Here is a 22,601-nt window from a genome sequence, read left to right as displayed (position 1 = left end):
GCGCCGAAGCCATCCACGCACAGGCGGCGCGGACCTACGCGCCGCCGCCGCCGCTTCTGGCCGTCTTGCGGTACAAGGCGGGAGACATGCCGAAGCGTTCATGGAAGCGGCGAATGAAATGGCTCGCATGCTGGAATCCGCAAGAGGCGGCGATCTCCTTGATCTCGACGTGCGAGCGGCGCGGATCCTCCAGCGCTTCTCGGGCCAGTTGCAGGCGGCGTTCGCGCACATAGCTGGTGTATTGCAGTGCGCGCGTCTTGAACAGCCGGTGCACCCAGCGCGTGGTGACGCGCAGCACGTCCGCCACCGCCTGCACCGACAGTTCAGGATCGGTGATGTGGGCATCGATGTAGCTGGCCAGCACCTGCCAGTTGTCGGCGGGCGCGCGCGCATCGCCCGGGATCTTCTCCAGCGCCTGGCTGGTGTAGATCGAGGCCAGCAGCGCAAGCAGCGCCTGCTCGGCAAACAGCGACGAGGTGGGATTGGATTCCGCCTTGTCGAAGAACACATGATGCAGGCAGCGATGGGCGGTCTGCACCATCGGCAAGCCGGCCACCCCGCGCTGCGCGGTGAACTGGGACATCGCCAGGCTGTGCGCGCCAAGCAGGCGCGAAAGCGGCCCCTTCACCACCACGATGCGCGAATCGGTGTACATCCGGATCTCGGACGGCAGCGCGGTCGTGCGGAAGATGACGTCCCCCGGCTCCAGCGGCAGCGTGGCCTCATTCTGGACGATGACGCCGTGCCCCGCGATCACGAAGCTCGCCAGAAACTCCGCGTGCTCCAGATCGGCCGCGTGATCCGCCCGGTGATGCACGCTGATCGGCGTGGACTCCAGGCTCACCACCAGCCCGCCCGCGCGCAGGCGACAGGCCTGCAATTGCAGTCTGGGCCGTTCCGTCAACGCCCTGAATTCCCCCGGCAGGACCAGCTTGTCCAGCTCGCGCTCGTAGCCGGCGATCTCCTGTGCGTAGAAGGGACGGAACTGGGGTGCGAAATTGAGATCCGCCTCGGAACAGGCGGGCCGGGCGGGTTGGTTCACTGTCTGGCTGGCGCGTGGCATGCTCGGAACACTCTGTCGGATCGGCCGTCGGCGGCCGGGAGGCGCCTGCGTTCCTGTCGCAATGAGTCAACCCGCGTTCGTGATCGGTCAATTGCAGGCAGCTTCGGCCGGCGTGTAATTGAGCCATTATCCCCAAGGAGACCCCATGCTGGAAAAACAAGCCCATGCCGACGCCTTCTTTGCACGCTCCGCGAACAAGCTCGACTTCGGGAACTGGGGCGAGAAGGAAAAGGTGGCCTTGAGTTGCCGCATTCTCGCCAGCGAAGGCCATTCGGAAACCCTGGCGGGCCAGATCACCGTGCGCAAGGAAGACGGCACGTTCCTGACGACCCCCATGGCCCATGCCTTCGACGAAATCGTCCCGGCCTCGGTCATCCGCATCAATGAGGACATGGAAGTGCTGGACGGCCCGGGCACGCCCAACCCCGCCGTGCGCTTCCACTTCTGGGTCTACCGCCAGCGCCCCGACGTGCAGTGCATCATCCACACGCACCCGCCCCACGTTTCGACGCTGTCCATGACGGGCCGGCCGCTGGTCGTCGCGCACATGGATGCGACGCCGTTCCATAACGACTGTGCCCATCTGAAGGAATGGCCCGGCCTGCCCATCGCCGACCAGGAAGGCGAGATCATTTCGGCGGCACTGGGCGACAAACGCTGCATCCTGCTGGCCAACCATGGTTTCCTGGCCGCCGGATCCTGTGTCGAAGAAGCGCTGTACCTGTCGGTGCTGATCGAGCGCGCGGCGCGCAATCAGTTGCAGGCGGCGGCCGCATATGGCGAGGTGAAGCCGGTCAATGACGCGCTGGCAGCCGAGTCGCACGACTTCCTGTTGAAGCCCAGTATCGTGCGCGCGAGCTTCGCCATGTTTGCGCGCCGCGTCGAACGCCAGATGGCCGCGGAATAGGGCTAGCGGGGGAAAACCAGCCGCGGATCGTTCAGCGGGGGCCGGCACGCGCCGGTGGGAACGTCCGCCAGCCGCGGCCCGGACCCGCTCTTGCGCGGATCCCGGGCCTGCGGCAGTGTCGGATCAGGGCTTCTTGAGCAGATCGCGGATTTCGCGCAGCAGGGCCACGTCCTCGGGCGTCGCGGCGGGGGCGGCCGGCGCCTCCTCGGCCTTGGTGCGGGCCTTGTAGATGGCCTTGACCATCCAGAAGATCACGAAGGCCAGCAGCACGAAGTTGATGATGATCGTGACGAAATTGCCCCAGGCGAACACGTTGGCGCCCGCCTTGGTGAGGTCGGCGTAGGTCATGGGGCCGCTATAGCCGTCCGGCATCGACAGAATCAGGAACTTGTTTGAAAAATCGACCGAACCGCCAAGCACGAAATTGACCAGCGGCATGACGATGTCTTTCACCAGCGAATCGACGATCCTGCCGAAAGCCGCGCCGATGATGACACCGACCGCGAGGTCCACCGCGTTGCCTTTTACAGCGAAATCTCGAAATTCTTTGACGAAACCAGTCGCTTTGCTCATAAAAGCACTCCCTTCGTGATACGCCCGCCAGTGGGCTGGCGCTATAATACGCGGTTGCTATGTTGTTACATATTCCCGCGAAGCCGATGCCGCAGAAGTGATGCTACTCGTAGAGCGGGCGCATCAACAAGGATAGGAAGATGAGTCAGGATACGCTGGTGCATGATGATGACGGTGCGGTTGATCCAAACCTGCCGCCCGATCCTTCGCGACGTTTCTGGGTAACCACCGCCTGTGCTGTGGGTGGCGTAGCAGGTGTCGCAACGGCAATACCGTTAGTGAGCACGTTTTCCCCTTCTGAAAAGGCCCGCGCGGCCGGGGCACCCGTGGAAGTGGATATCGGCGACATTCCCGTCGGCGCCATGAAAACGGTCGAATGGCGCGGCAAGCCGGTATGGATCATCCACCGGTCGCCCGAACAGCTCGCCGGCCTCAAGACCCAGGACGCCCTGCTGGCCGATCCTGACTCCAAGCGGCCCGGCTTCACTCCCGCTTATGCCGAAAACGAAGGCCGCTCGCGCAAGCCCGAGATCTTCGTCTGCGTCGGCATCTGTACCCATCTGGGCTGCTCGCCCACCGCGCACTTCGAAACCGGTGGCGGTGGCGGCATGGGCGCCAGTTGGCAAGGCGGATTCCTCTGCCCCTGCCACGGCTCCACGTTCGACCTGGCCGGCCGGGTCTACAAGAACAAGCCCGCTCCCGACAACCTCGAAGTTCCGCCGTACCAATATCTCAGCGATACCCGCATCATCGTGGGCGTCGATGAAGACAACAAGGCCTGACGCTCGCGTCGCGCTTTTTCCCGAAATTACGTAAGTAAATCCGCATTACGCCACGTGAGAGAAGGAGCCGTTACATGGCTGGCGAGAAAACCGTCGAGACGACAGGCCTGTTGGGCTGGCTGGACCGGCGCTTTCCGGTGACCTCCACCTGGAAAGCCCATTTGTCCGAGTACTACGCACCGAAGAACTTCAACTTCTGGTATTTCTTTGGTTCACTGGCCCTGCTGGTGCTGGTGTTGCAAATCGTGACCGGCATTTTCCTGGTCATGCATTACAAGCCGGATGCCGAACGCGCGTTCCAATCCGTCGAATACATCATGCGCGAAGTCCCCTGGGGCTGGCTGGTGCGCTACATGCACTCCACCGGCGCGTCGATGTTCTTCGTCGTCGTGTACCTGCACATGCTGCGCGGGCTGCTTTACGGTTCCTACCGCAAGCCGCGCGAACTCGTGTGGATCTTCGGCGTCGCGATTTTCCTCTGTCTGATGGCCGAAGCTTTCTTCGGCTACCTGCTGCCCTGGGGCCAGATGTCGTATTGGGGCGCCCAGGTGATCGTGAACCTGTTCGCGGCCATTCCGTTCATCGGCCCTGAACTGTCGATCTGGATCCGCGGCGACTACGTCGTGTCGGACGCCACGCTGAACCGCTTCTTCGCCTTCCACGTCATCGCCATCCCGCTGGTGCTGGTGGGCCTGGTCGCGGCCCACCTGGTCGCGCTGCACGAAGTCGGCTCGAACAACCCGGACGGCATCGAAATCAAACAGGGCCCGAAGGACAAGTACGGACGTCCCAAGGACGGCATCCCGTTCCACCCGTTCTACTCGGTGCATGACCTGATGGGCGTGGCGGGCTTCCTGCTGGTGTTCGCCTTCATCGTGTTCTTCGCGCCGGAAATGGGCGGCTACTTCCTCGAGTTCAACAACTTCATCCCCGCCGACTCGCTGAAGACACCTCCGCACATCGCCCCGGTCTGGTACTTCACGCCGTTCTACTCGATGCTTCGCGCCACCACCGACGAATTCACGTGGGTGCTGGCGGGCGCGTCCGTGCTGGGCGCCATCGCGCTGCTCGTCAAGAGCAACCTGAAGGGCATCATGCGCGTCGCCATCCCCGGCATCCTGATCGTCGTGGCCGTGCTGCTGCGCGCCATCGACGCCAAGTTCTGGGGCGTGGTCGCCATGGGCGGCACCGTGGTCATCCTGTTCTTCCTGCCGTGGCTGGACCATTCCCCGGTCAAGTCGATCCGCTACCGCCCCACGTGGCACAAGTGGATCTACGGCATCTTCATGGTCAACTTCCTGGTGCTCGGCTACATCGGTACGCAGCCGCCCAGTCCGCCGTTGAACATTACGTCGCAAATCGGCACGCTGCTGTACCTGGCATTCTTCTTCCTGATGCCGGTCTGGAGCCGCCTGGGCACCTTCAAGAAAGTGCCCGAGCGCGTTACGTTCCACGCCCACTGAGCCCACCAGATAACGGATTAACCATGATCAAGAAGCTGATTGGTGCCGTGGCCTTGATGCTCGCGTGCACCTCCACTTTCGCCGCTGAAGGCGGATTCCCGCTGGACAAGGCCCCGTACCGCGTGAACGACATGTCGTCGCTGCAGAACGGAGCCAAGCTGTTCGTCAACTACTGCCTGAACTGTCACAGCGCGTCCTCGATGCGCTACAACAAGCTCAAGGACATCGGGCTGACCGACCAGCAAATCAAGGAAAGCCTGCTGTTCACCGGCGAAAAGGTCGGCGACATGATGCACGTCGCCATGACCCCGAAGGACGCCAAGCAGTGGTTTGGCACGACGCCCCCGGACCTGTCCGTGATCGCCCGCGCCAAGTCCGTGAACGCCGGCCCCTCGGGTTCCGACTACATCTACACCTACCTGCGCACCTTCTACCGCGACACGTCGCGCGCCACGGGCTGGAACAACCTGGTCTTCCCGGCCGTGGGCATGCCCCACGCCCTCTGGGAACGCCAGGGTCCGCGCGAGCTCACGACCGTCGCCATGCACGAGGTGGAAGGCAAGGAAGGCGCGCCCAAAACCTGGGAACGCGTCACCACGGTGTACGATGCACAAGGTTTTTCCACGGTCAAGGCCGAACCGGTAGCCAACTACCACGGCCATGCCACCTTCGATGCCAAATTCAAGGCCGGCAACCCGGCCCAAGTCGCAACATACGACAACGACATCGCCGATCTGACCGCGTTCATGTCCTGGATGGCCGAACCCGTCCAGACGTTCCGCGTCCGTCTCGGTGTCGGCGTCATGTTGTTCCTGCTGTTGTTCTTCCTGGTTACTTGGCGCCTGAATGCCTCGTACTGGAAACACGTGCGCTAACCGCAACGCCCCGCCAGGTTTTCCGCCGTCCCCGGCTGCAAATGGGGACGGAATCGGCGGATAGGGCCGTACGCCTATCCAGCCTGGCAATTGGGGCCAGCGCCTGCTAGATTAAGGCGCTGGCCTTTCGTTTTTCATAAAGGACTTACCGCCATGATGGTGCTCTATTCCGGAACCACGTGTCCGTTTTCGCAACGCTGCCGTTTCGTGTTGTTCGAAAAAGGCATGGATTTCGAGATCCGCGACATCGACCTGTACAACAAGCCCGAAGACATCTCGGTGATGAACCCGTACGGTCAAGTGCCCATTCTGGTCGAACGCGACCTGGTCCTGTACGAGTCGAACATCATCAACGAGTACATCGACGAGCGCTTCCCGCACCCGCAGCTCATGCCCGCCGACCCGGTCATGCGCGCCCGCACCCGCCTGTTCCTCTACAACTTCGAGAAGGAACTGTTCGTCCACGTCTCGACGCTGGAAGACCGCAGCGCCAAGCCCGACGAAAAGAAGCTGGCCAACGCGCGCCAGAACATCCGCGACCGCCTGGCCCAACTGGCCCCCATGCTGCTGAAGAACAAGTACATGCTGGGCGAGGAATTCTCCATGCTGGACGTGGCCGTGGCCCCGCTGCTGTGGCGCCTGGACCACTACGGCATCGAACTGCCCAAGAACGCGGCTCCGCTGCAAAAGTACGCCGAACGCATCTTCTCGCGTCCGGCCTATATCGAAGCGCTGACGCCTTCGGAAAAAGTGATGCGTCGTTGAGGCTGGCTGCGTGATGGGTGAAACTTCGACCAAACCGTATCTGATCCGCGCGCTGCATGAATGGTGCACCGACAACGGCTACACGCCGTACATCACCGTGCAGGTCGACGAGCACACCATGGTGCCCGTCGCCCACGTGCGCGACGGACAGATCACACTGAACGTCGGCACGCTGGCCACCAACCGCCTGGTGCTGGGCAATGAGTTCATCGAATTCCAGGCCCGCTTCAGCGGCGTGACCGAGAACGTCTACGTTCCCGTGGGGGCCGTCAGCGCCATCTACGCGCGCGAAACCGGCGCGGGCATGGGCTTCGAAGTGCAGCCCTACGAACCGCCGGCCGCCGGCGCCCAGGGCACGGCCGCGACCGCCGCGCCCGAAGGCTCCGACGCCGCCACCGCCCCCGACGACGACGGCGGAGACGACGACGAACCCAAGCGTCCGCGCCTGACCATCGTCAAATAGCGCCTGCCTGCGGCCAGTCCAACGCGGCAACCGCATTTTTTCATTACAATGCGGTCCCTGCGCGTGCCCCCGGCACGCAACGCCGGTGTAGCTCAGTTGGTAGAGCAGCTCACTTGTAATGAGAAGGTCGAGGGTTCGATTCCTTTCACCGGCACCAATTCGAAGCAGACGTCCGAAAACCCGCATCAGCCCAGGCGATGCGGGTTTTTTTTCATTGTTATACAGCCGCGGCAGCCGGGAAGGATGAGAGATACTCGGCCTCGACGTGGCCCTCCGTCTGATTTGCCGCTTCCCGGTAACAAGGCCTGATTCCTCCACTGTAACGTTCGCCTACAATCGTACCCACTCTTGGCTCGAAGGGCTCGACGGCATGAATGCAAATCATCTTCCGGGAGCACAGCAAAAGCGTTTCTGGCAAAAGAAATGGCCTAGGGAGGTCTTGTTCAACGGCCCTCCCATCATCGTTGCCGGTTCGGCGGCAGTGAAAAGCTGGCGGGACCCTCTCTTTGATCAATGGATGTTCGGACTTGCCGCCACCGCGTGCATTTGGCTAATCGTTGCGACCATGGTCCGCGTTGCAACCGCTCGCTCCGAGGATCAGAAGGATGGCCCCGACGTCATCCATGAGGGGCTCTACGCGGCGGTTTCCACGGTGCATACCATGCTTTCCGAATGGTGCAATAAGCGCGGATGCGGAAGTGACATCCGTGCCACCTTCCACCGAGTCGTCCCTCCCATCCACGAACCGCGAGAGATCGAGCAGATCATTAACTACGCCGGCTCCAATGGTGAGGGTGTCGGCCGGACGTTCCCGATCCATACCGGCATAACGGGAAGAGCCATCCGAAACAAGAAGCCCCTGGTCATGTCCAGCCAAAACGGAACGGAAGAAGAACTGCGCACCGAGTTGGTTCAGGAATGGGGATACACCGAAGCGGAAGCTCGCAAGCTTGGCCCCGGACGCTATTCTGCAATGGCCGTGCCCGTGCTGGACCGCTCTAGACAGCACCCGATCGGCGTGATCTACTTGGATTCAAGTGACCGCGCTCTCTTTGAACGCGACGATGTTGTGGAAATTGTTGGTGCTGGCACCAAGGCCATTAGCGACTTTGTCACGAAGAGGTATTGATATGAACACTGTCACCAAGAAGCCGTCTGAGACTTTCGTCAAAGAGTACAAGCTCATTTCGAAGCCGGGTGCAGTGATCAAAGTCCGCGAACTGACGCTTACGGAATTCGGGATGCGCGCAATCACGAGTGGCAGCGCAGGCATCAGGCAAGGCGCGCTTGAAGAAGCCGGCCCACCGTCGCCATTTAAGAAGATGGCCCCGGCTTGAGCCCGCAAGAAGTCCGCGGACTTCTTTTACGCTCAATGGAATGAAAATGGCCGGCTCCCACAGCCGGCCTTTTCTCGTCCGCGTATCGCTCAATCCGGCTTGATCCCGGCCGCCTTGATGATTGCCACGTTGCGCTCCAGTTCGGTTTCCACCTTGCGGCGGAAGGCCGCGGGATCCGAGTAGGTGGCGTCGAATCCCAGTTGTTCGAGCTTGGCACGCGTGTCCGGTTCGGCCATCACTGCTTCGATCTCCTTGGACAGGCGGGCCACGACGGGCGCGGGAGTGCCCTTGGGCAGCACCACGCCGAACCAGGTCTCGAAGTCGTAGCCCGCCACGCCGCTTTCCGCGACGGTGGGCACGTCGGGCACCAGGTTCGAGCGCGCGCCGCCCGTCAGGGCCACGGCGCGGGCCTTGCCTGCCTTGATCTGCGGCAGGCCGGCGACCAGCGTGTCGATGGACAGCGGGATCTGGTTGCCCAGCAGGTCCGCCATGGCGGGCGCGCTGCCGCGGTAGGGCACGTGCAGCAGCTTGGCGCCGGTGCGCTGGGCCAGCGACTCGCCGGCGATGTGGGGCGTGGAGCCGTTGCCGAAAGAACCGAAGCTCAGCGGCTGCGCGGCGGATTTGCTGGCGATGTCGGCGACCGAGCCGATGCCGGTCTGCGGATTCGTCAGGATCACGAAGGGCGTGCTGCCGGCGATCGCCACGTACTCGTAGCTCTTGATCGGGTCGTAGTTCAGGTTCGGATACAGCAGCGGATTCAGCGTGAAGGTCGGCGCGCCGGTGATCATGAAGGTATAGCCGTCCGGCGCGGCGCGCGCGACGGCCACCGCGCCGATGCCGGTGTTGGCGCCGGGCTTGTTCTCGACCACGACGGTCTGCCCCATCCGCGCGCCCAGCTTGGCGGCGAACAGCCGGCCGATCACGTCGGTGGAGCCGCCGGGCGGAAACGGAACGACCATGGTGATGGGCTTGCTCGGATAGTCCTGGGCCGGCGCCAGCGCCGGCGCGGCGGCCAGGATGCACAGGATCGCGGCTTTGGCGATGTGCTTGCTCATGCGGAATTCCCCTTGTGTTGGTCTGTGGCGGTCAGTTGGGCAGGGCCGGCGCGCGGCGCCAGCATTGCGTAGCTTGTTCGAAGGCGTGGGCCAGTTGCAGAAGCGCATGCTCCCGCCGGTAACGGCCCACGATCTGGATGCCGACGGGCAGGCCCTCGGCGGTGAAGCCGCAAGGCACGGAAATGGCGGGGTGCCCCGTCAGGGACAGGTAATAGCCCGAGCGCATCCAATCGATGTAGTTGTGCATGGGCGTGTCGCCGATGCGGCTCACGGTCTCCTGTTCCACCGGGAACGGCAGCACTTGGCTGACCGGGCCGATCATGAATTCGTAGGTCTGCATAAAGGCATGCATGCGCGCGAACAATGCCGCGCGGTCCCGTTCGGCCTGCACGACGGCCGTCGCCGGTTGCCGCAGCCCCAGCTCGATGTTCCAGATCACCGTGTCCTTCAGTTGGTGCCGATGCTCGCGCAGCACAGCCTCGTAGCCCACCGCGAAGGTCTGGCCGCGCAGGGCTTGGAACGCGGCGTCCGCGCCGGTGAAATCGGGGCAGGCAGGCTCCACGTGCGCACCCAGGTCCGCGAACACCGGCAGGCATTGTTCCAGGGCGTGCACCACGGCGGGCTCGGTGGGCAGGCCGCCCCAGGTGGGCGCGCAAGCGATACGCGCCCCGTGGAAATCGCGTTCAAGGCCGTTCAGGAATCGGGTGGGATCCTGTTCGATGGCAAGCGGATCGCGCGCGTCGGATCCGGCTGTGGCGGCCAGCAGCAGCGCCACGTCGGCCACCGTGCGCGCCATCGGGCCGGCGACGGTCAGCGTGTTGTAGGGGCTGGCGCTCGGCCATTGCGGCACGCGGCCGGGCGAGGGCCGCAGGCCCACCACGTTGCAGAACGACGCCGGGTTGCGCAGCGACCCGCCCATGTCCGTGCCGTCGGCCAGGGGCGCCATGCCGGTGGCCAGCGCGGCGGCCGCGCCCCCGCTGCTGCCTCCCGCGGTCAGACGCAGGTCATAGGGATTGCGGGTGGCGCCGAATACTGTGTTGAAGGTCTGCGAGCCGGCGCCGAACTCGGGCAGGTTGGTCTTGCCCAGCGTGATGGCCCCGGCCGCGCGCTCGCGGCTGACGATCAGGCTGTCGCGCTCCGGCACGAAATCTCGGTACAGGGACGAACCGTAGGTGGTACGCATGCCGGCCGTCAGGAACGAGTCCTTGTGGACGATGGGCAGCCCGTGCAGCAGGTCCAGAGGATGCCCGCCAGCCTGGCGCTCGTCGGCTCGGGCCGCGGCGGCCAGCGCGCCCTCGGCGTCCAGCGTCACCACCGCGTTCACGTGGGGGTTCCAGGCGTCGATGCGCGCCAGATGCGCCGACACCACCTCGCGAGCGCTCAGGTGTCCCGCGGCGATTTCCGCACGCATTGCGGTTGCGGTCATCTCGCACACGGTTGATTCGATAGTCATGTTCTGCTCAAGGTGTATTGCCATACAATACAAAGTATTGAATAATTGACTTTATAGTAGGTATTCCGCTACCGGACAATTCGGGGAAACTAGCGCCCACGGCATTCCGGCCACCTTGACCGCACTCCAGAAAACGCCATGACGACGCGCTCCTCACCCGCTTCCGAAGCCGCCTCGCCGCCCGCCGCCGACGCGGACGATCCGCTCTTCGTCGCATCGCTGGAGAAAGGCGTGCGGGTGCTGGAGGCGTTTCGCGACGCCGGCGACTCGCTGGGCCTGACCGACATCGCCACGCTCACCGGCCTGGGCAAGAGCGCGGCCCAGCGCTTCGTGCACACCTGGGAGCGGCTGGGCTATCTGGTCAAGGACGCGCTCTCGCGCCGCTACCGGCTGGGCCCGCGCGTCGTGGAGCTGGGCTATTTCTTCCTGCGCAGCGACCGCCTCGTTTCCATGGCCGCGCCGCATCTGGTCGCGCTGCGCGACCGTTGCGGGCTGGCGGTGCACATGAGCGTGCTGGCGGGCGGCGACATGATCTACCTGCTGCGCCTGCCAAGCCGGCAAATGACGCTGGCGGAAATGCTGCCGGGCCGCCGCATGCCAGCCTGGTGCAATAGCGCTGGGCGCATGCTGCTTGCGCAGTTGGACGACGCGGCGCTGCGGCTGGCGCTCGAACGCTCGCCGCCCCGCGCCTTTACGTCGCGCACCGTGGTGGAAACGGACGCGCTGCTCGCGCTGATCGGGCAGGCCCGCGAGGACGGCTATGCCTTGACCGAAGACCAGGTGCTGCAGAACCAGGTCGGCGCGGCCGTGCTGCTGCGCGACGCCCGCGATCTGCCGCTGGCGGCCATCAGCATCAGCGCGCCGCGCCACGACTACCCGGTCGAGCGCCTGTTGCGCGACATCGTGCCTCAGCTCTTTCGCACGGCGCAGGCCATCCAGCACGCCTGAAGCGCCGGCCGCCGGCCCGTTTTGCATTCCTTCTATTTTTTGTGCATAATTCGGCCCCTCTACCTGTTCCCCGATAGCTCAGTCGGTAGAGCGACGGACTGTTAATCCGCAGGTCGCTGGTTCGAGCCCAGCTCGGGGAGCCAAAGAATGCAGTACTGAAAGGCCCGCAATCCGTTGCGGGCCTTTTGCATTTCGGAAACGGCCTGGGCGCCCGTTTGCCTTGCCCGCCCGCGCAGTACGATGATGCGCATTCCCCCACCACGATTCCGCCCGCCCCATGCGTTCCGCGCGATCCCTGCCCGCCCTGGTTTCCCTGCGCGCCTTCGAAGCAGCCGCGCGGCGCCTGAGCTTTTCCCAGGCCGCGCAGGAGCTGTTCGTGACGCAAAGCGCCGTCAGCCACCATATCCAGCGCCTGGAAGCGGAGCTGGGCGTGGCGCTGTTCGAACGCCGCACCCGCGCCGTGGCCCTGACCGCCGCGGGCCAGGCCTACTACGGACGCGTGCACGCCGCATTCGAGTTGCTGCGCCAGGGCACCGACGAGATCCGCGCGCCCGCGGCGGCGCGCAGCAAGCTGCGGGTCGGACTGCTGGCCTCGTTCGCCACGCGCTGGCTGGCGCCGCGCCTGGCGGGGTTCGCCGCGGCCCATCCGGACATCGACCTGCAACTGCTGCCGGACATCGCGCTGGCGGACGTCGCGGGCGGCGAGGTCGACGTCGCGATACGGTATGGACGCGGCGCCTGGCCCGGCGTGCGGGCGCGGCTGCTCATGACGGAGCGCCTGTCCGTCGTCTGCGCCCCCGCGCTCATCGCGGGCAGGAAGCGCCCGCGCAGTCCGGAAGACCTGCTGCGCTATCCCCTGCTGGCTTCCCACGCCCGGCATCCGTTCGAATGGGACGCCTGGGCGCAACGCTACGGCCTGGACCTGGGCCGCGCGCGGCCCGTGCGCCTGCACGACTACAACATCGTGGTGGAAGCCGCCTTGGCGGGGCAGGGGCTGGCGATGGGGCGGCATCGCCTGATCGGAGCCCAGTTGGCCAGCGGCGCGCTGGTCGAGGCCCTGCCGGGCGCCACGCTGGAAGCCCCCCGCATAGGCTGGTGGTTCGTGACCCCGCGCGGCGCGCTCGGCGACGCCGCGCAGCGGTTCCATTCCTGGCTGGAGCAGGCGGCCGCGGCGCCGGACGACACGCATTAGTTTTACTCATGTGTACAGCGCAAGAATTGATTGGTCACGGCGCGCCGTGGCCGATAGCATGGGGACTACCCCTTCGATCCCGATTCAGGAGTCCCTCATGACCCGCTCGATCTCCGGCCGCGTGGCTGAACTTGGCCTGGCCCTGGAAGCCGCCGCCGCCCCCGCCGCCAATTACGTTTCCTGCGTGCAGGAAGGCAACTTGCTCTACATCTCCGGCCAGATCTCCCGCAAAGACGGCAAGGCCGCCTTCCTGGGGAGGCTGGGCGACCAGGTTTCCGACGCCGACGGTGTGGAGGCGGCGCGCCTGTCCGCGCTGGGCGTCCTGTCGCAGATCGCCGCCGCCACCGGCGACCGCCTGGACCGCGTGGCGCGCGTCGTGCGCCTGGGCGTGTTCGTGGCCAGCACGCCGGACTTCAACCGCCAGAGCGCCATCGCCAACGGCGCCTCGGACCTGATGGTGGAGGTGTTCGGCGACGCGGGCCGCCACGCGCGCAGCGCCGTCGGCGTCGCGTCCCTGCCGCAGGGCGTGGCCGTGGAAGTCGAGGCCGTCGTCGCGCTCGCGCAGGCCTGAACCCGCCCATTCCGGAGCCGCCATGTCCGCCCCCTTGACCCCTGCCGCCATCGAGGCGCTGCGCGCCCTGACCCCGGGCGCCCGAACCACCGTCCACTTCAACCATGCGGGCGCGTCGCTGCCCTCGGCCGCCACGCTGCAAGCGATCCATGCGCATCTGCAGCGCGAAGCCACGCAGGGGCCGATGGAGGCGGGCGTGGCTTCGCGGGAACAGACGGAACAGGCCCGCCTGCTGGCGGCCCGGCTGCTCAACGCGGATCCCGGCGAAATCGCGCTGACCGGCGGCAATTCGCCCGGCTGGGGCGCGGCCTTCGCCGCGCTGCCTCCCTGGCGGTCCGGCGACCGCATCCTGGTCGGCCGCCACGAATGGGGCGGCAACCTGGCGGCCCTGCGGCTCGCGGCCCAGCGCGCCGGCGCCACGCTGGAAACCATTCCTTCGGATGAAAGCGGCTGCGTGGACGCGCAGGCGCTGGAAGCCATGCTGGACGAACGGGTGCGCCTGATCGCGCTGACCTGGCTGCCCGCCAACGGCGGCCTGATCAATCCCGCCGCCGCCGTCGGCCAAGTGGCGCGGCGGCACGGCATCGCGTACTTCGTGGATGGAGCGCAAGCCGTCGGCCAGTTGCCGGTGGACGTGGCGCAGATCGGCTGCGACGTGCTGAGCGGAGCCGGGCGCAAGGCCTTGCGCGGCCCGCGCGGCACCGGCCTGCTGTATGTGCGGCGCGGCTTTCTCGACACGCTGACCCCGGCGCTCGTGGACACGCACTCGGCGCCGCTGGGCGCGGACGGCCGGCCCGTGCTGCGCCAGGACGCCGCGCGCCTGGAGTCCGCGGAGAATTCGCTCGCGCTGCGCTGCGGCCTGGCCAACGCCTTGCGGGAAGCCCTGGACATCGGCCTGGAAGCCATCCGCGCGCGCATCGACACCGTCGCCCAGGCCCTGCGCGCCGAACTGGCCTCCATTCCCGGGATCGCGGTGCTGGACCAGGGCCGCGAGCGTTCCGGCCTGGTGGCCTTCAACCTGGAAGGCCGCGACGCCGTGTCGGTACAGCGCGCCATGGCCGCGCGGGGCGTGACCATCGGCAGCAACGGCGTGCCCTACACGCCGCTGGACATGCAGGCCCGCGGCCTGGCGCAGATCGCGCGGGCGTCGGTCAGCTACCTGACGAGCGACGCGGAAATCGACCGGCTGCTGGAAGGGCTGCGCGGCCTGGCGCGCAGTTAGCCCGCAGCCTCGGCGCGGCGCGAAAAGGGCGACCACTTCGTGAAGACGAGCAGGTTGCCCAGCATCACCAGGCCCAGGCCCAGCAGCGCGGACGGCGTCCACTGGTAGCCTTCGGCGTACGTGGACACGCTCAGCGCCACGACCGGGAACAGCACCGTGCAATACGCGGCGCGCGCCGGCCCCATGCGTCCGACCAGCGTCAGGTAGGCGGTGAAACCGATCACCGAACCGGGAATGGCCAGGTAGAGCAGGGCACCCACGTAGGTGGCCGACCCATCGAACTCGAAGGGCAGGCCCGCCGCCAGGCAGCCCGCCAGCAGGATGGCCGCGCCATAGAGCATGCTGTAGGCGTTGCCGGTCAAGGGCCGGATGCCCGCCCGCTGCTGCAGCGAAGACAGCATGTTCCCGGTGGAAAAGCAGAAGGTCCCCAGCAGCGCGAAGCCCAGGCCCAGCAGCGTTTCATGGCTGGCCTCCTGGCTGGCCAGTTCCGGCCAGAACAGCAGCACCAGGCCCGAAAAACCGAAGACGCCGGCCACCATCACGCGGGACGCGATGCGCGTGCCGAACCACAGGCGGGCGTTCAGCGCGTTCCACAAGGTGGCCGCCGAGAACACCACCGACACCAGGCCGCTGGGTATCCACTGCGTCGCGGTGTAGAAGCACAGGAAGTTCAGGCAGAACAGGCACAGCCCCTGGCCGACGCACAGCCAATGCCCGCGCCGGTCCAGCCGTTGCAGCTTGCGGGCCAGCAGCAGCGCCGCGAACAGGATCAGGCCCGCCAGCGCGAAGCGGTAGAAGATCGACACCGGAATGGCGACCACGCCCAGTTGGAGCTTGATGGCGATCCAGGTGGTGCCCCAGATGACGACGGTAAGGAAGTACAGGAAAAGGTTCACGTTGCGGCTTGCGGCGAGGCGGAAACAGGGACATGGGGCCGGCGGCCCGACGGCCGCCCGGAACACCAGTGTGCGCCTGCCGGCTCGCGCCGGGTTGCCGTTTCTTGCGGTTTTTGCCCTCGCGCGCGCGCCACGCGCGCAAGATCGCAGTAGCATTTCAATCCTATGGCTCTCGTTGCTTCGGCCCCGGCCGATTTCTCCGTCTTCCGCACGCTGTCGCGCTCCACCGCGACGTTGCAGCGCGCCGCTCCGCTGGGCGAAGGCCTCGCGATCTCGCAATGGTCGCGCAGCGCCCGCGAAACCCTGGGCTACGAAACGCCGGGCCACCATACGCTGTCGCTTTACCTGCATGGCGGCGACAAATCCTTCCGCGTGGGCAACCACACGCTGCACGGCGGCGCCGGCAAGTTCTGCGTCCTGCCGGCCGAACACCATTCGCGCTGGAGCATGAACGACACGGTGCATTTCCTGCATCTGTACATCGCGCCGGAACGCCTGGCCCGCGAGGCCGTCATGCGGCTGGACTGCGAGCCCCGCACGCTGGAACTGCGCGACCGCACCTACATCCACGACGATTCGCTGATCGACGTCTGCCGGCAGTTGATGGGTACCGACTGGGCGCAGCCCGCCGACCGTCTGGCGGCCAGCAGCGCGGCCGAAACGGTGCTGCACCACCTGCTGAACCAGGGCGTCGCGCGCAAGGCCAACGCGCCGGCCAAGGGCGGGCTTGCGCCCGGCGTGCGCCGGCGCGTCATGGACTACGTGGACGCGCACCTGGCCGAGCCGCTCACGCTGGACCGGCTTGCGGGCGTGGCCGCGCTGTCCACCTATCACTTCGCCCGCATGTTCCACGCCTCTTTCGGCGAACCGCCGCACGCCTGGGTCCGGGCCAGGCGCCTGGCGCGCGCCCGCGGCCTGCTGGCGGCCGGCAAAGGCGACCTGGCCGGGATCGCCCAGGCCAGCGGCTTCGGCAACGCCTCCCATCTGGCGCGCGTCTTTCGCGACGCGGTTGGCGTCACGCCCGGGCAGTACCGCAGCGCTTGCGGCAAACACTAGGCGCGGGCCCGGCCAGGCCCCGTCCGGCCCCGTTTCCCGAGCCGCCCGGTCTACAATGACGCACCGCCCCTAGGGCCTGTCCACGCCCCTGCCCGACGCGATGCCGTCCCCGCCCCCTCGCGACTTCGGCCCCTCGGCCGAATCCGCCAGCCCGAGCCGCCTGCGCGCCCATTGGCTGGCGGAACTCGTCCGCCTGCGCGAAGCGCACTGGGGGCCGCTGGAAGACGCGGACGCCGTGCGGCGCACGCGCCAACTGGATGCCGACCTGCCCGCGCGCATCCTGGCCCGCGCGGCGCTGCTGGCGCAACGCGAACAGCTCGCCCCGCTGGTCGACGCCTGGCGCCGCAGCGCGCTGGGCATCCTGGCCGCGCTGCTGGTGCTGGCCGCGATCTCCGGCGCGGCCGCCGCCCTGGGCGCCCTGGGCGACGGATCGCGGCCTGTCAACGTGCTGTGGGCGCTGGGCGCCTTGCTGGGCCTGCATGCGCTGACGTTCCTGCTGTGGCTGGCCAGCTTCCTGCTCAAGGCCTCGGCCGCGACCGGGCTGGGGCGCCTCTGGCTCTGGGCCACGCGCAAGCTCGCCCGCGGGCCCGACGGCGCGCTCGTCCCCCAGGCGTTCCTGAACCTGCTGGCCCGCGCGGGCGCCCTGCGCTGGCTGTTCGGCGGCATCAGCCACCTGCTGTGGCTGACGGCCCTGTGCGCAGCGCTGGCCGCTCTGCTGGCCGTGCTGTCCACCGCCAGCTACCGCTTCATCTGGGCCACCACCTTGCTGGCGCCCGACACCTTCGTCGCGTTCACGCAGGCCATCGGCTGGCTGCCGGCCCACCTGGGCTTCCCCATGCCGGACGCCGCCATGGTCCGCGCCAGCGATGGCACGCAGGCCCTGTCCGCGGACGCGCAGGTGCAGTGGTCGGTCTGGCTGATCGGCGTGCTGGTCGTCTACGGCGTCCTGCCCCGCCTGCTGGCCGGCGCCCTGTGCGCGGCCGGCACGCTGCGCGCGCTGCGCCGCCTGCGCGTCGATCCCGCGCTGCCCGGCTTCTCGTCCTTGCGCGACCGGCTGGAGCCGCCCGCCCTGTCCACCGGCATAGACCGCCCCGTCGATCCCCTGCACGAGCCGCGGGTGCGCACGGCATCCGCGGCGGCCCTGGACGGGCGGCCCGTGGTGCTGGGGCTGGAACTGCCCGCGGACCTGGCATGGCCGCCCGCGGACGTGCCCGCGGCGGTGCAGCAGGCCGGCAACCTGGACACCCGCGAGGAACGCAACCGCGTGCTGGACGCGCTGGCGCGCACCGCCGCCACGCGCCTGCTGATCGCCTGCGATGCCCGCCAGACGCCCGACCGGGGCACGCTCTCCCTGATCGCGGAGCTGGCGGCCCACGCGGCGCAGACCCGCGTCTGGCTCATCCCGCCCGGCGCCGATGCCGCGACCCGCGCTCCCCTCTGGCGCGAACGCCTGCTCGCGCTGGGGCTGTCCGCCGACGCCATCGTGCAGGCCCCCGCCGCCCCGTTCGCGTGGCTGGAGTCCGGCCATGCCTGAAGACCTCATCAAGATCGCGCTGGTCGGCCATACCAACACCGGCAAGACCTCGCTCCTGCGCACGCTGACCCGCGACACCGGCTTCGGCGAAGTCGCCGACAGCCCCGGCACCACGCGCCACGTCGAAGGCGCGCGCCTGCGGCTCGAGGGGCGGGCGGTGCTGGAGTGGTTCGACACGCCGGGCATGGAAGACAGCATTTCCCTGCTGGAGTACCTGGAGCGCCTGGACCGCCCGGGCGAACGCCTGGACGGACCCGCGCGGATCCGCCGCTTCCTGGAAACGCCCGAGGCGCACGGCCGCTACGAACAGGAAGCCCGGGTGCTGGCCAAGATGCTGGACTGCGACGCCGCCCTGTACGTCATCGACGCGCGCGACCCGGTGCTGGGCAAGCATCGCGACGAACTCGCCATCCTGGCCGCTTGCGGCCGCCCCCTGCTGCCGGTGCTGAACTTCGTGAACGCGCCCGCGCACCGGGCGGACGAATGGCGCGGCGCCATGGCCCGCCTGGGCCTGCATGCGGTGGTGGAATTCGATACCGTCGCGCCGCCGCTGGACGGCGAGCAGCAGCTCTACGCCAAGCTCGGCGTGCTGCTGGACCGCCATGCCGCCGCGCTGGCGCGGCTGTCCGGCAGCCTGGCCGCGCAGCGCGGCGCCCGCCGCGGCGCCGCCTATGAAATGCTGGCGGACCTGCTGATCGACGCGGCCGCGCTGCACGTGTCCAGCGCCAGCGACGAAGCCGCGCTCACGGCCGCCTCGAACCGGCTGCGGGAACAGGTGCGGCAGCGCGAGCAGGCCTGCGTCGACGCCCTGCTGGCGCTCTACAACTTCCGCCGATCCGATTTCGCCGACGATGCGCTGCCGCTGCAAGGCGAACGCTGGGGCATGGACCTGTTCCATCCCCAGGCCTTGAAGGACATGGGCGTGCAGGTCGGCATGGGCGCGGCCGCCGGTGCGATGGCGGGCGCCGCGGTGGACCTGTTCAGCGCCGGCCTGAGCCTCGGCACCGGCATGCTGATCGGGGCCGCCGCCGGCGGCCTCTGGCAAGGCGTCGAGAAGCTGGGCAAGCGCATGGCCGGCAAGCTGCGCGGCTGGCGCGAGATCAGCGTCGACGACACCGTGCTGCGCCTGCTGGCGCTGCGCCAGCGGCAACTGATCGAAGCCCTGGAACGCCGCGGCCACGCCGCGCGCGAACCGCTGAAACTGGATCGCCCGGATGACGAGGCCTGGCGCAACGGCCCCTTGCCCGAAGCCCTGAAGGAAGCGCGCAGCCGGCCCGAATGGTCGGCCCTCGGCGAACGCTACGAAGACAGCGACCGCCGCAAGCGCGTCGTGGGCGAATTGGCGAAAACCCTTGCCAACGCGCCGCTGCCCGCCGCTTGACCCGCTGTGCCCGCGGGCGCTGCGGCACGCACCATTCAAGGCCGCCCGCAAGCGCGTACTAACCCCAATCCAAACCGATTGACGCTTAAACGAATGCGTCTATAAGATTCGTTTTGCATCGGCGCGGGCCCGTCCCCGTCATGACAAGCACAAGGGGTTGGGTCGATCGTGAAGTCGAAGTCCTACGCAGTGATTCCCGGCAGCGCCATTATCGGCCCGCGCGCGCTTGGCGCCGCGTCCCGCTCGACCCCAATCCGCCTTTCGTCGTAAGCAGCAACGCCATGCCCCCGCCCTGGATGGGGCTGGGGCCCTGTCACTTCTGTCGCGCTACCCGCGCACTACACGGAGCATGAGGGCTATGCGTACTTTTCCCCACCTGAAGCAAGCGGCGCTGGCAGCGGCCGTCGCGGCTTCGCTGGCGTTCAGCGCCGGCGCGTCCGCCAAGACCTTCCATTGGTCGTACCAGGGCGATGCCACGTCCATGGACCCGATGGCCCTGAACGAAACGTTCACGCTGGGCTTCCAGGGCAACATCTACGAAACCCTGGCCGGCTACGACGGCAACCTGAAACTGACTCCGCTGCTCGCGGAAAGCTGGGAAAACCCCGAGCCCACCAAATGGGTGTTCAAGCTGCGCAAGGGCGTGAAGTTCCATGACGGCTCGCCCTTCACGGCGGACGACGTCATCTTCTCCTGGAAGCGCAGCCTGACCCCGGGCTCCGACATGAAGGGCTATGGCGCCAAGGCGTCCGACATCAAGAAGGTGGACGACTACACCATCGAGGTCACCACCCCCACGCCCAACCCCATCCTGCCGCGCGAATGGGTGTTCCTGTACATCATGAGCAAGTCGTGGTCCGAAAAGAACAAGACCACCGAGGCCACCAACGTCAAGGGCGACAACCAGGGCAACTACGCCAACCTCAACGCCAACGGCACCGGCCCCTTCATGCTGGCCTCGCGCCAGCCCGACGTGAAGACGGTTCTCAAGCGCTACGATGGCTACTGGAACAAGAACATCAAGACCAACGTGGACGAGGTCATCTTCCAGCCGATCACGCAGGAAGCCACCCGCGTGGCCGCGCTGATCTCCGGCGAAATGGATCTGGTGCAGCCCGTTCCCGTCCAGGACTGGAAGCGCCTCGAAGACGCCAAGGGCGTGAAGCCGCTGACCGCGCCCGAAGCCCGCGCCATCTTCATCGGCATGGACCAGGACCGCGACGAACTGCTGTTCTCGGACGTGAAGGGCAAGAACCCCTTCAAGGACCCGAAGGTGCGCGAAGCCGTGGTCCTGGCGGTCGACACCAAGGCCATCAACGAGAAGATCATGCGCGGCGCGGCCAAGCCGCTGGGTTCGCTCATCGCCACCGCCATCAACGGCTATGACGACTCCTTCGGCGCGCCCTACAAGCCGGATCCGGAACGCGCCAAGAAGCTGTTGGCCGAGGCCGGCTATCCGAAGGGCTTCACGGTCACCATGGACTGCCCGAACGACCGCTACGTCAACGACGAAAAGGTCTGCCAGGCGGTCGCGGGCATGCTGGCGCGCGTGGGCATCAAGATCAACCTGCTGGCGCAGACCAAGTCGAAGTACTTCGGCAAGATCCTGCTGCAGGCCGGCAACCAGACCAGCATGTACATGCTGGGCTGGACGCCCAGCTCCACCGACGCGCACAACACGCTGCTGAACCTCACGTCCTGCCGCAACGCCAAGACGGCCGCCGGGCAGTTCAACCTGGGCGGCTACTGCAACAAGAAGGTCGATGAACTCACCGACAAGATCGGCGTGGAAACCGACCAGACCAAGCGCAACGCCATGATCAAGGAAGCCTTCGGCATCGTGCGCAGCGACTTCGGCTACCTGCCGCTGCACCAGCAGCCCATGTCCTGGGGCGTGAAGGACAACATCAAGGTCATCCAGCGCGCCGACGACGTGCTCGACCTGCGCGACGTCGTGCTGCCGTAATCCCCTGACGATGTCAGCCCCGGGCGGCGCGAGCCGTCCGGGCGCGCCCGGCCCAGCCCCGCTTCCGGCCTCCGCCGGAAACGCGGCCCGGCGTTATCTGCAAACGAGGGCACCCGATAATGCTTTCCTTTATTGCGCAACGGCTTATCCAGTCGGTGCTGGTGATGTTGACGGTGGCGCTGATCGCGTTCTCCATGTTCCGCTATGTAGGCGACCCGATAGCCAGCATGGTCGGCCAGGACACCACGCCTGAACAACGCGCGCAGTTGCGCGGCGAACTCGGCCTGGACGATCCCTTCGTCGTGCAGTTCGCACGCTTCGTCTCCAACGCGGCGCAGGGCGACTTCGGTATTTCGTACCGCCAGCGCCGCCCCGTCAGCGAACTGCTCGAAGAACGCATGCCCGCCACGCTGGAGCTGTCCTTCGTTTCCGCCGTCATGGCGCTGGCTCTCGGCATACCGATGGGCATCTACACCGCGCTCAAGCGGCACGGCGTGCTGTCCAAGGCGTTCATGGCGATCTCGCTGGCCGGGATCTCGCTGCCCACGTTCCTGATCGGCATCCTGCTGATCCTGGTGTTCGGCGTGCAACTGCGATGGCTGCCCAGCTTCGGGCGCGGCGACGTCGTCAGCCTGGGTTGGTGGACCACCGGCTTCCTGACCAAATCGGGCTGGCTGGCGCTGATCATGCCCGCCATTACGCTGGCCCTGTTCCAGATGACGCTGATCATGCGCCTGGTGCGCGCCGAAATGCTGGAGGTGCTGCGCGCCGATTTCATCAAGTTCGCGCGCGCCCGCGGCCTGCCGGAACGGCTGATCAATTTCCGCCACGCGCTGAAGAACACGATGGTTCCCGTGATCACGATCACTGGGCTGCAGCTCGGCTCCATCATCGCCTTCGCCATCATCACGGAAACCGTGTTCCAGTGGCCCGGCATGGGGTTGCTGTTCATCCAGGCTATCAGCATGGTGGACATCCCCGTGATGGCGGCCTACCTGGTGCTGATCGCCTTCATGTTCGTCGTGATCAACCTGGTCGTGGACCTGCTGTATTTCGCCGTGGACCCGCGCCTGCGCGTGCAGAGCAAATGAAAAAGAGC

The 22,601-nt window shown here is 66.8% G+C and carries 22 protein-coding genes and 2 tRNA genes; 19 read left to right on the top strand and 5 right to left on the bottom strand.

Going from position 1 to position 22,601, the window contains the following annotated elements; genetic code table 11:
• Positions 1–34: 34 nt before the first annotated feature.
• A complete protein-coding gene (locus WHX56_RS05660) occupies positions 35–1,063 on the bottom strand; it encodes an AraC family transcriptional regulator (RefSeq protein ID WP_338880692.1) in 1,029 nt (342 codons plus the stop codon).
• A 145-nt stretch (positions 1,064–1,208) separates the two neighbouring features.
• Between WHX56_RS05660 and WHX56_RS05655 the strand changes: the two genes are divergently transcribed.
• Positions 1,209–1,970 (top strand): aldolase, encoded by a 762-nt coding sequence (locus tag WHX56_RS05655; protein ID WP_338880691.1) that lies wholly within the window; start codon positions 1,209–1,211, stop codon positions 1,968–1,970.
• A 123-nt stretch (positions 1,971–2,093) separates the two neighbouring features.
• Here WHX56_RS05655 and mscL read toward each other — a convergent pair whose 3' ends face one another.
• Entirely contained in the window at positions 2,094–2,543 is a 450-nt protein-coding gene (mscL, locus tag WHX56_RS05650; RefSeq protein ID WP_129246010.1) for a large conductance mechanosensitive channel protein MscL, read from the bottom strand.
• 140 nt (positions 2,544–2,683) lie between these two features.
• On the opposite strand from mscL, the gene petA reads away from it, so the two are divergent.
• The 8 genes from petA (at position 2,684) to WHX56_RS05610 (ending at position 8,228) form a co-directional block, all read left to right on the top strand.
• Positions 2,684–3,325: a ubiquinol-cytochrome c reductase iron-sulfur subunit gene (petA, locus tag WHX56_RS05645; protein ID WP_129246008.1), complete on the top strand. Its 642-nt coding sequence runs from the start codon at positions 2,684–2,686 to the stop codon at positions 3,323–3,325.
• A 74-nt stretch (positions 3,326–3,399) separates the two neighbouring features.
• Entirely contained in the window at positions 3,400–4,788 is a 1,389-nt protein-coding gene (locus tag WHX56_RS05640) for a cytochrome b (protein WP_129246006.1), read from the top strand.
• A gap of 23 nt (positions 4,789–4,811) precedes the next feature.
• Positions 4,812–5,663: a cytochrome c1 gene (locus WHX56_RS05635; protein WP_129246004.1), complete on the top strand. Its 852-nt coding sequence runs from the start codon at positions 4,812–4,814 to the stop codon at positions 5,661–5,663.
• A gap of 153 nt (positions 5,664–5,816) precedes the next feature.
• Positions 5,817–6,428: a glutathione S-transferase N-terminal domain-containing protein gene (locus WHX56_RS05630; RefSeq protein WP_006388039.1), complete on the top strand. Its 612-nt coding sequence runs from the start codon at positions 5,817–5,819 to the stop codon at positions 6,426–6,428.
• A 13-nt stretch (positions 6,429–6,441) separates the two neighbouring features.
• Complete coding sequence (locus WHX56_RS05625; RefSeq protein WP_129246002.1) at positions 6,442–6,891, top strand: ClpXP protease specificity-enhancing factor; 450 nt, start codon at positions 6,442–6,444, stop codon at positions 6,889–6,891.
• 81 nt (positions 6,892–6,972) lie between these two features.
• Positions 6,973–7,048: transfer RNA gene (locus tag WHX56_RS05620), tRNA-Thr, on the top strand.
• 108 nt (positions 7,049–7,156) lie between these two features.
• Entirely contained in the window at positions 7,157–8,020 is an 864-nt protein-coding gene (locus tag WHX56_RS05615) for a GAF domain-containing protein (RefSeq protein WP_338880690.1), read from the top strand.
• 1 nt (position 8,021) lies between these two features.
• The gene (locus WHX56_RS05610; protein WP_075873375.1) at positions 8,022–8,228 is read left to right on the top strand and encodes a sulfatase; all 207 of its coding nucleotides are present in this window, start codon (positions 8,022–8,024) and stop codon (positions 8,226–8,228) included.
• 89 nt (positions 8,229–8,317) lie between these two features.
• Here WHX56_RS05610 and WHX56_RS05605 read toward each other — a convergent pair whose 3' ends face one another.
• On the bottom strand, positions 8,318–9,283 hold the full coding sequence (locus WHX56_RS05605) for a tripartite tricarboxylate transporter substrate binding protein (protein WP_338880688.1): 966 nt from the start codon (positions 9,281–9,283) through the stop codon (positions 8,318–8,320).
• Positions 9,284–9,314: 31 nt separating this feature from the next.
• Positions 9,315–10,736, bottom strand: coding sequence for an amidase (locus WHX56_RS05600; protein ID WP_338880687.1), 1,422 nt, complete (start codon positions 10,734–10,736; stop codon positions 9,315–9,317).
• Between the two features lie 138 nt (positions 10,737–10,874).
• Between WHX56_RS05600 and WHX56_RS05595 the strand changes: the two genes are divergently transcribed.
• The 5 genes from WHX56_RS05595 (at position 10,875) to WHX56_RS05575 (ending at position 14,669) form a co-directional block, all read left to right on the top strand.
• Positions 10,875–11,684: an IclR family transcriptional regulator gene (locus WHX56_RS05595; protein WP_338880686.1), complete on the top strand. Its 810-nt coding sequence runs from the start codon at positions 10,875–10,877 to the stop codon at positions 11,682–11,684.
• Between the two features lie 67 nt (positions 11,685–11,751).
• Positions 11,752–11,827 (top strand) — tRNA-Asn (locus WHX56_RS05590).
• Positions 11,828–11,961: 134 nt separating this feature from the next.
• A complete protein-coding gene (gene gcvA, locus WHX56_RS05585; protein ID WP_338880685.1) occupies positions 11,962–12,876 on the top strand; it encodes a transcriptional regulator GcvA in 915 nt (304 codons plus the stop codon).
• A gap of 97 nt (positions 12,877–12,973) precedes the next feature.
• Entirely contained in the window at positions 12,974–13,447 is a 474-nt protein-coding gene (locus tag WHX56_RS05580; protein WP_129245968.1) for a RidA family protein, read from the top strand.
• A 22-nt stretch (positions 13,448–13,469) separates the two neighbouring features.
• Positions 13,470–14,669: an aminotransferase class V-fold PLP-dependent enzyme gene (locus tag WHX56_RS05575; protein WP_338880684.1), complete on the top strand. Its 1,200-nt coding sequence runs from the start codon at positions 13,470–13,472 to the stop codon at positions 14,667–14,669.
• Here the strand turns inward: WHX56_RS05575 and WHX56_RS05570 are convergent.
• On the bottom strand, positions 14,666–15,565 hold the full coding sequence (locus WHX56_RS05570) for a DMT family transporter (protein ID WP_338880683.1): 900 nt from the start codon (positions 15,563–15,565) through the stop codon (positions 14,666–14,668). The two genes, WHX56_RS05575 and WHX56_RS05570, sit on opposite strands and share 4 nt — an antisense overlap.
• Before the next feature lie 165 nt (positions 15,566–15,730).
• Here WHX56_RS05570 and WHX56_RS05565 point away from each other — a divergent pair, with 165 nt between their 5' ends.
• The 5 genes from WHX56_RS05565 (at position 15,731) to WHX56_RS05545 (ending at position 22,593) form a co-directional block, all read left to right on the top strand.
• Positions 15,731–16,621, top strand: coding sequence for an AraC family transcriptional regulator (locus WHX56_RS05565; RefSeq protein WP_338880682.1), 891 nt, complete (start codon positions 15,731–15,733; stop codon positions 16,619–16,621).
• Between the two features lie 100 nt (positions 16,622–16,721).
• On the top strand, positions 16,722–18,155 hold the full coding sequence (locus tag WHX56_RS05560; protein ID WP_338880681.1) for a DUF2868 domain-containing protein: 1,434 nt from the start codon (positions 16,722–16,724) through the stop codon (positions 18,153–18,155).
• Positions 18,148–19,536, top strand: coding sequence for a GTPase/DUF3482 domain-containing protein (locus tag WHX56_RS05555; protein WP_338880680.1), 1,389 nt, complete (start codon positions 18,148–18,150; stop codon positions 19,534–19,536). Before WHX56_RS05560 ends, WHX56_RS05555 begins: the two co-directional genes overlap by 8 nt.
• A gap of 358 nt (positions 19,537–19,894) precedes the next feature.
• Positions 19,895–21,502, top strand: coding sequence for an ABC transporter substrate-binding protein (locus WHX56_RS05550; RefSeq protein ID WP_338880679.1), 1,608 nt, complete (start codon positions 19,895–19,897; stop codon positions 21,500–21,502).
• 119 nt (positions 21,503–21,621) lie between these two features.
• Positions 21,622–22,593: an ABC transporter permease gene (locus WHX56_RS05545; protein ID WP_129245955.1), complete on the top strand. Its 972-nt coding sequence runs from the start codon at positions 21,622–21,624 to the stop codon at positions 22,591–22,593.
• Positions 22,594–22,601 lie beyond the last annotated feature (8 nt).

Source organism: Achromobacter veterisilvae (assembly GCF_037619525.1).
GTDB classification, from domain to species: domain Bacteria; phylum Pseudomonadota; class Gammaproteobacteria; order Burkholderiales; family Burkholderiaceae_B; genus Achromobacter; species Achromobacter veterisilvae.
This window is presented reverse-complemented; position numbering and strand designations above follow the sequence as displayed.

What these genes read in the sequence shown, in the direction of transcription:
- WHX56_RS05640 (WP_129246006.1), top strand. Translation starts at nt 3,400, where the DNA reads ATGGCTGGCGAGAAAACCGTCGAGACGACAGGCCTGTTGGGCTGGCTG.
- WHX56_RS05580 (WP_129245968.1), top strand. Translation starts at nt 12,974, where the DNA reads ATGACCCGCTCGATCTCCGGCCGCGTGGCTGAACTTGGCCTGGCCCTG.
- WHX56_RS05610 (WP_075873375.1), top strand. Translation starts at nt 8,022, where the DNA reads ATGAACACTGTCACCAAGAAGCCGTCTGAGACTTTCGTCAAAGAGTAC.
- petA (WP_129246008.1), top strand. Translation starts at nt 2,684, where the DNA reads ATGAGTCAGGATACGCTGGTGCATGATGATGACGGTGCGGTTGATCCA.
- WHX56_RS05660 (WP_338880692.1), bottom strand. Translation starts at nt 1,063, where the DNA reads ATGCCACGCGCCAGCCAGACAGTGAACCAACCCGCCCGGCCCGCCTGT.
- WHX56_RS05560 (WP_338880681.1), top strand. Translation starts at nt 16,722, where the DNA reads ATGCCGTCCCCGCCCCCTCGCGACTTCGGCCCCTCGGCCGAATCCGCC.
- WHX56_RS05550 (WP_338880679.1), top strand. Translation starts at nt 19,895, where the DNA reads ATGCGTACTTTTCCCCACCTGAAGCAAGCGGCGCTGGCAGCGGCCGTC.
- WHX56_RS05565 (WP_338880682.1), top strand. Translation starts at nt 15,731, where the DNA reads ATGGCTCTCGTTGCTTCGGCCCCGGCCGATTTCTCCGTCTTCCGCACG.
- WHX56_RS05630 (WP_006388039.1), top strand. Translation starts at nt 5,817, where the DNA reads ATGATGGTGCTCTATTCCGGAACCACGTGTCCGTTTTCGCAACGCTGC.
- WHX56_RS05595 (WP_338880686.1), top strand. Translation starts at nt 10,875, where the DNA reads ATGACGACGCGCTCCTCACCCGCTTCCGAAGCCGCCTCGCCGCCCGCC.
- WHX56_RS05555 (WP_338880680.1), top strand. Translation starts at nt 18,148, where the DNA reads ATGCCTGAAGACCTCATCAAGATCGCGCTGGTCGGCCATACCAACACC.
- gcvA (WP_338880685.1), top strand. Translation starts at nt 11,962, where the DNA reads ATGCGTTCCGCGCGATCCCTGCCCGCCCTGGTTTCCCTGCGCGCCTTC.
- WHX56_RS05600 (WP_338880687.1), bottom strand. Translation starts at nt 10,736, where the DNA reads ATGACTATCGAATCAACCGTGTGCGAGATGACCGCAACCGCAATGCGT.
- WHX56_RS05545 (WP_129245955.1), top strand. Translation starts at nt 21,622, where the DNA reads ATGCTTTCCTTTATTGCGCAACGGCTTATCCAGTCGGTGCTGGTGATG.
- WHX56_RS05575 (WP_338880684.1), top strand. Translation starts at nt 13,470, where the DNA reads ATGTCCGCCCCCTTGACCCCTGCCGCCATCGAGGCGCTGCGCGCCCTG.
- WHX56_RS05635 (WP_129246004.1), top strand. Translation starts at nt 4,812, where the DNA reads ATGATCAAGAAGCTGATTGGTGCCGTGGCCTTGATGCTCGCGTGCACC.
- WHX56_RS05625 (WP_129246002.1), top strand. Translation starts at nt 6,442, where the DNA reads ATGGGTGAAACTTCGACCAAACCGTATCTGATCCGCGCGCTGCATGAA.
- mscL (WP_129246010.1), bottom strand. Translation starts at nt 2,543, where the DNA reads ATGAGCAAAGCGACTGGTTTCGTCAAAGAATTTCGAGATTTCGCTGTA.
- WHX56_RS05605 (WP_338880688.1), bottom strand. Translation starts at nt 9,283, where the DNA reads ATGAGCAAGCACATCGCCAAAGCCGCGATCCTGTGCATCCTGGCCGCC.
- WHX56_RS05655 (WP_338880691.1), top strand. Translation starts at nt 1,209, where the DNA reads ATGCTGGAAAAACAAGCCCATGCCGACGCCTTCTTTGCACGCTCCGCG.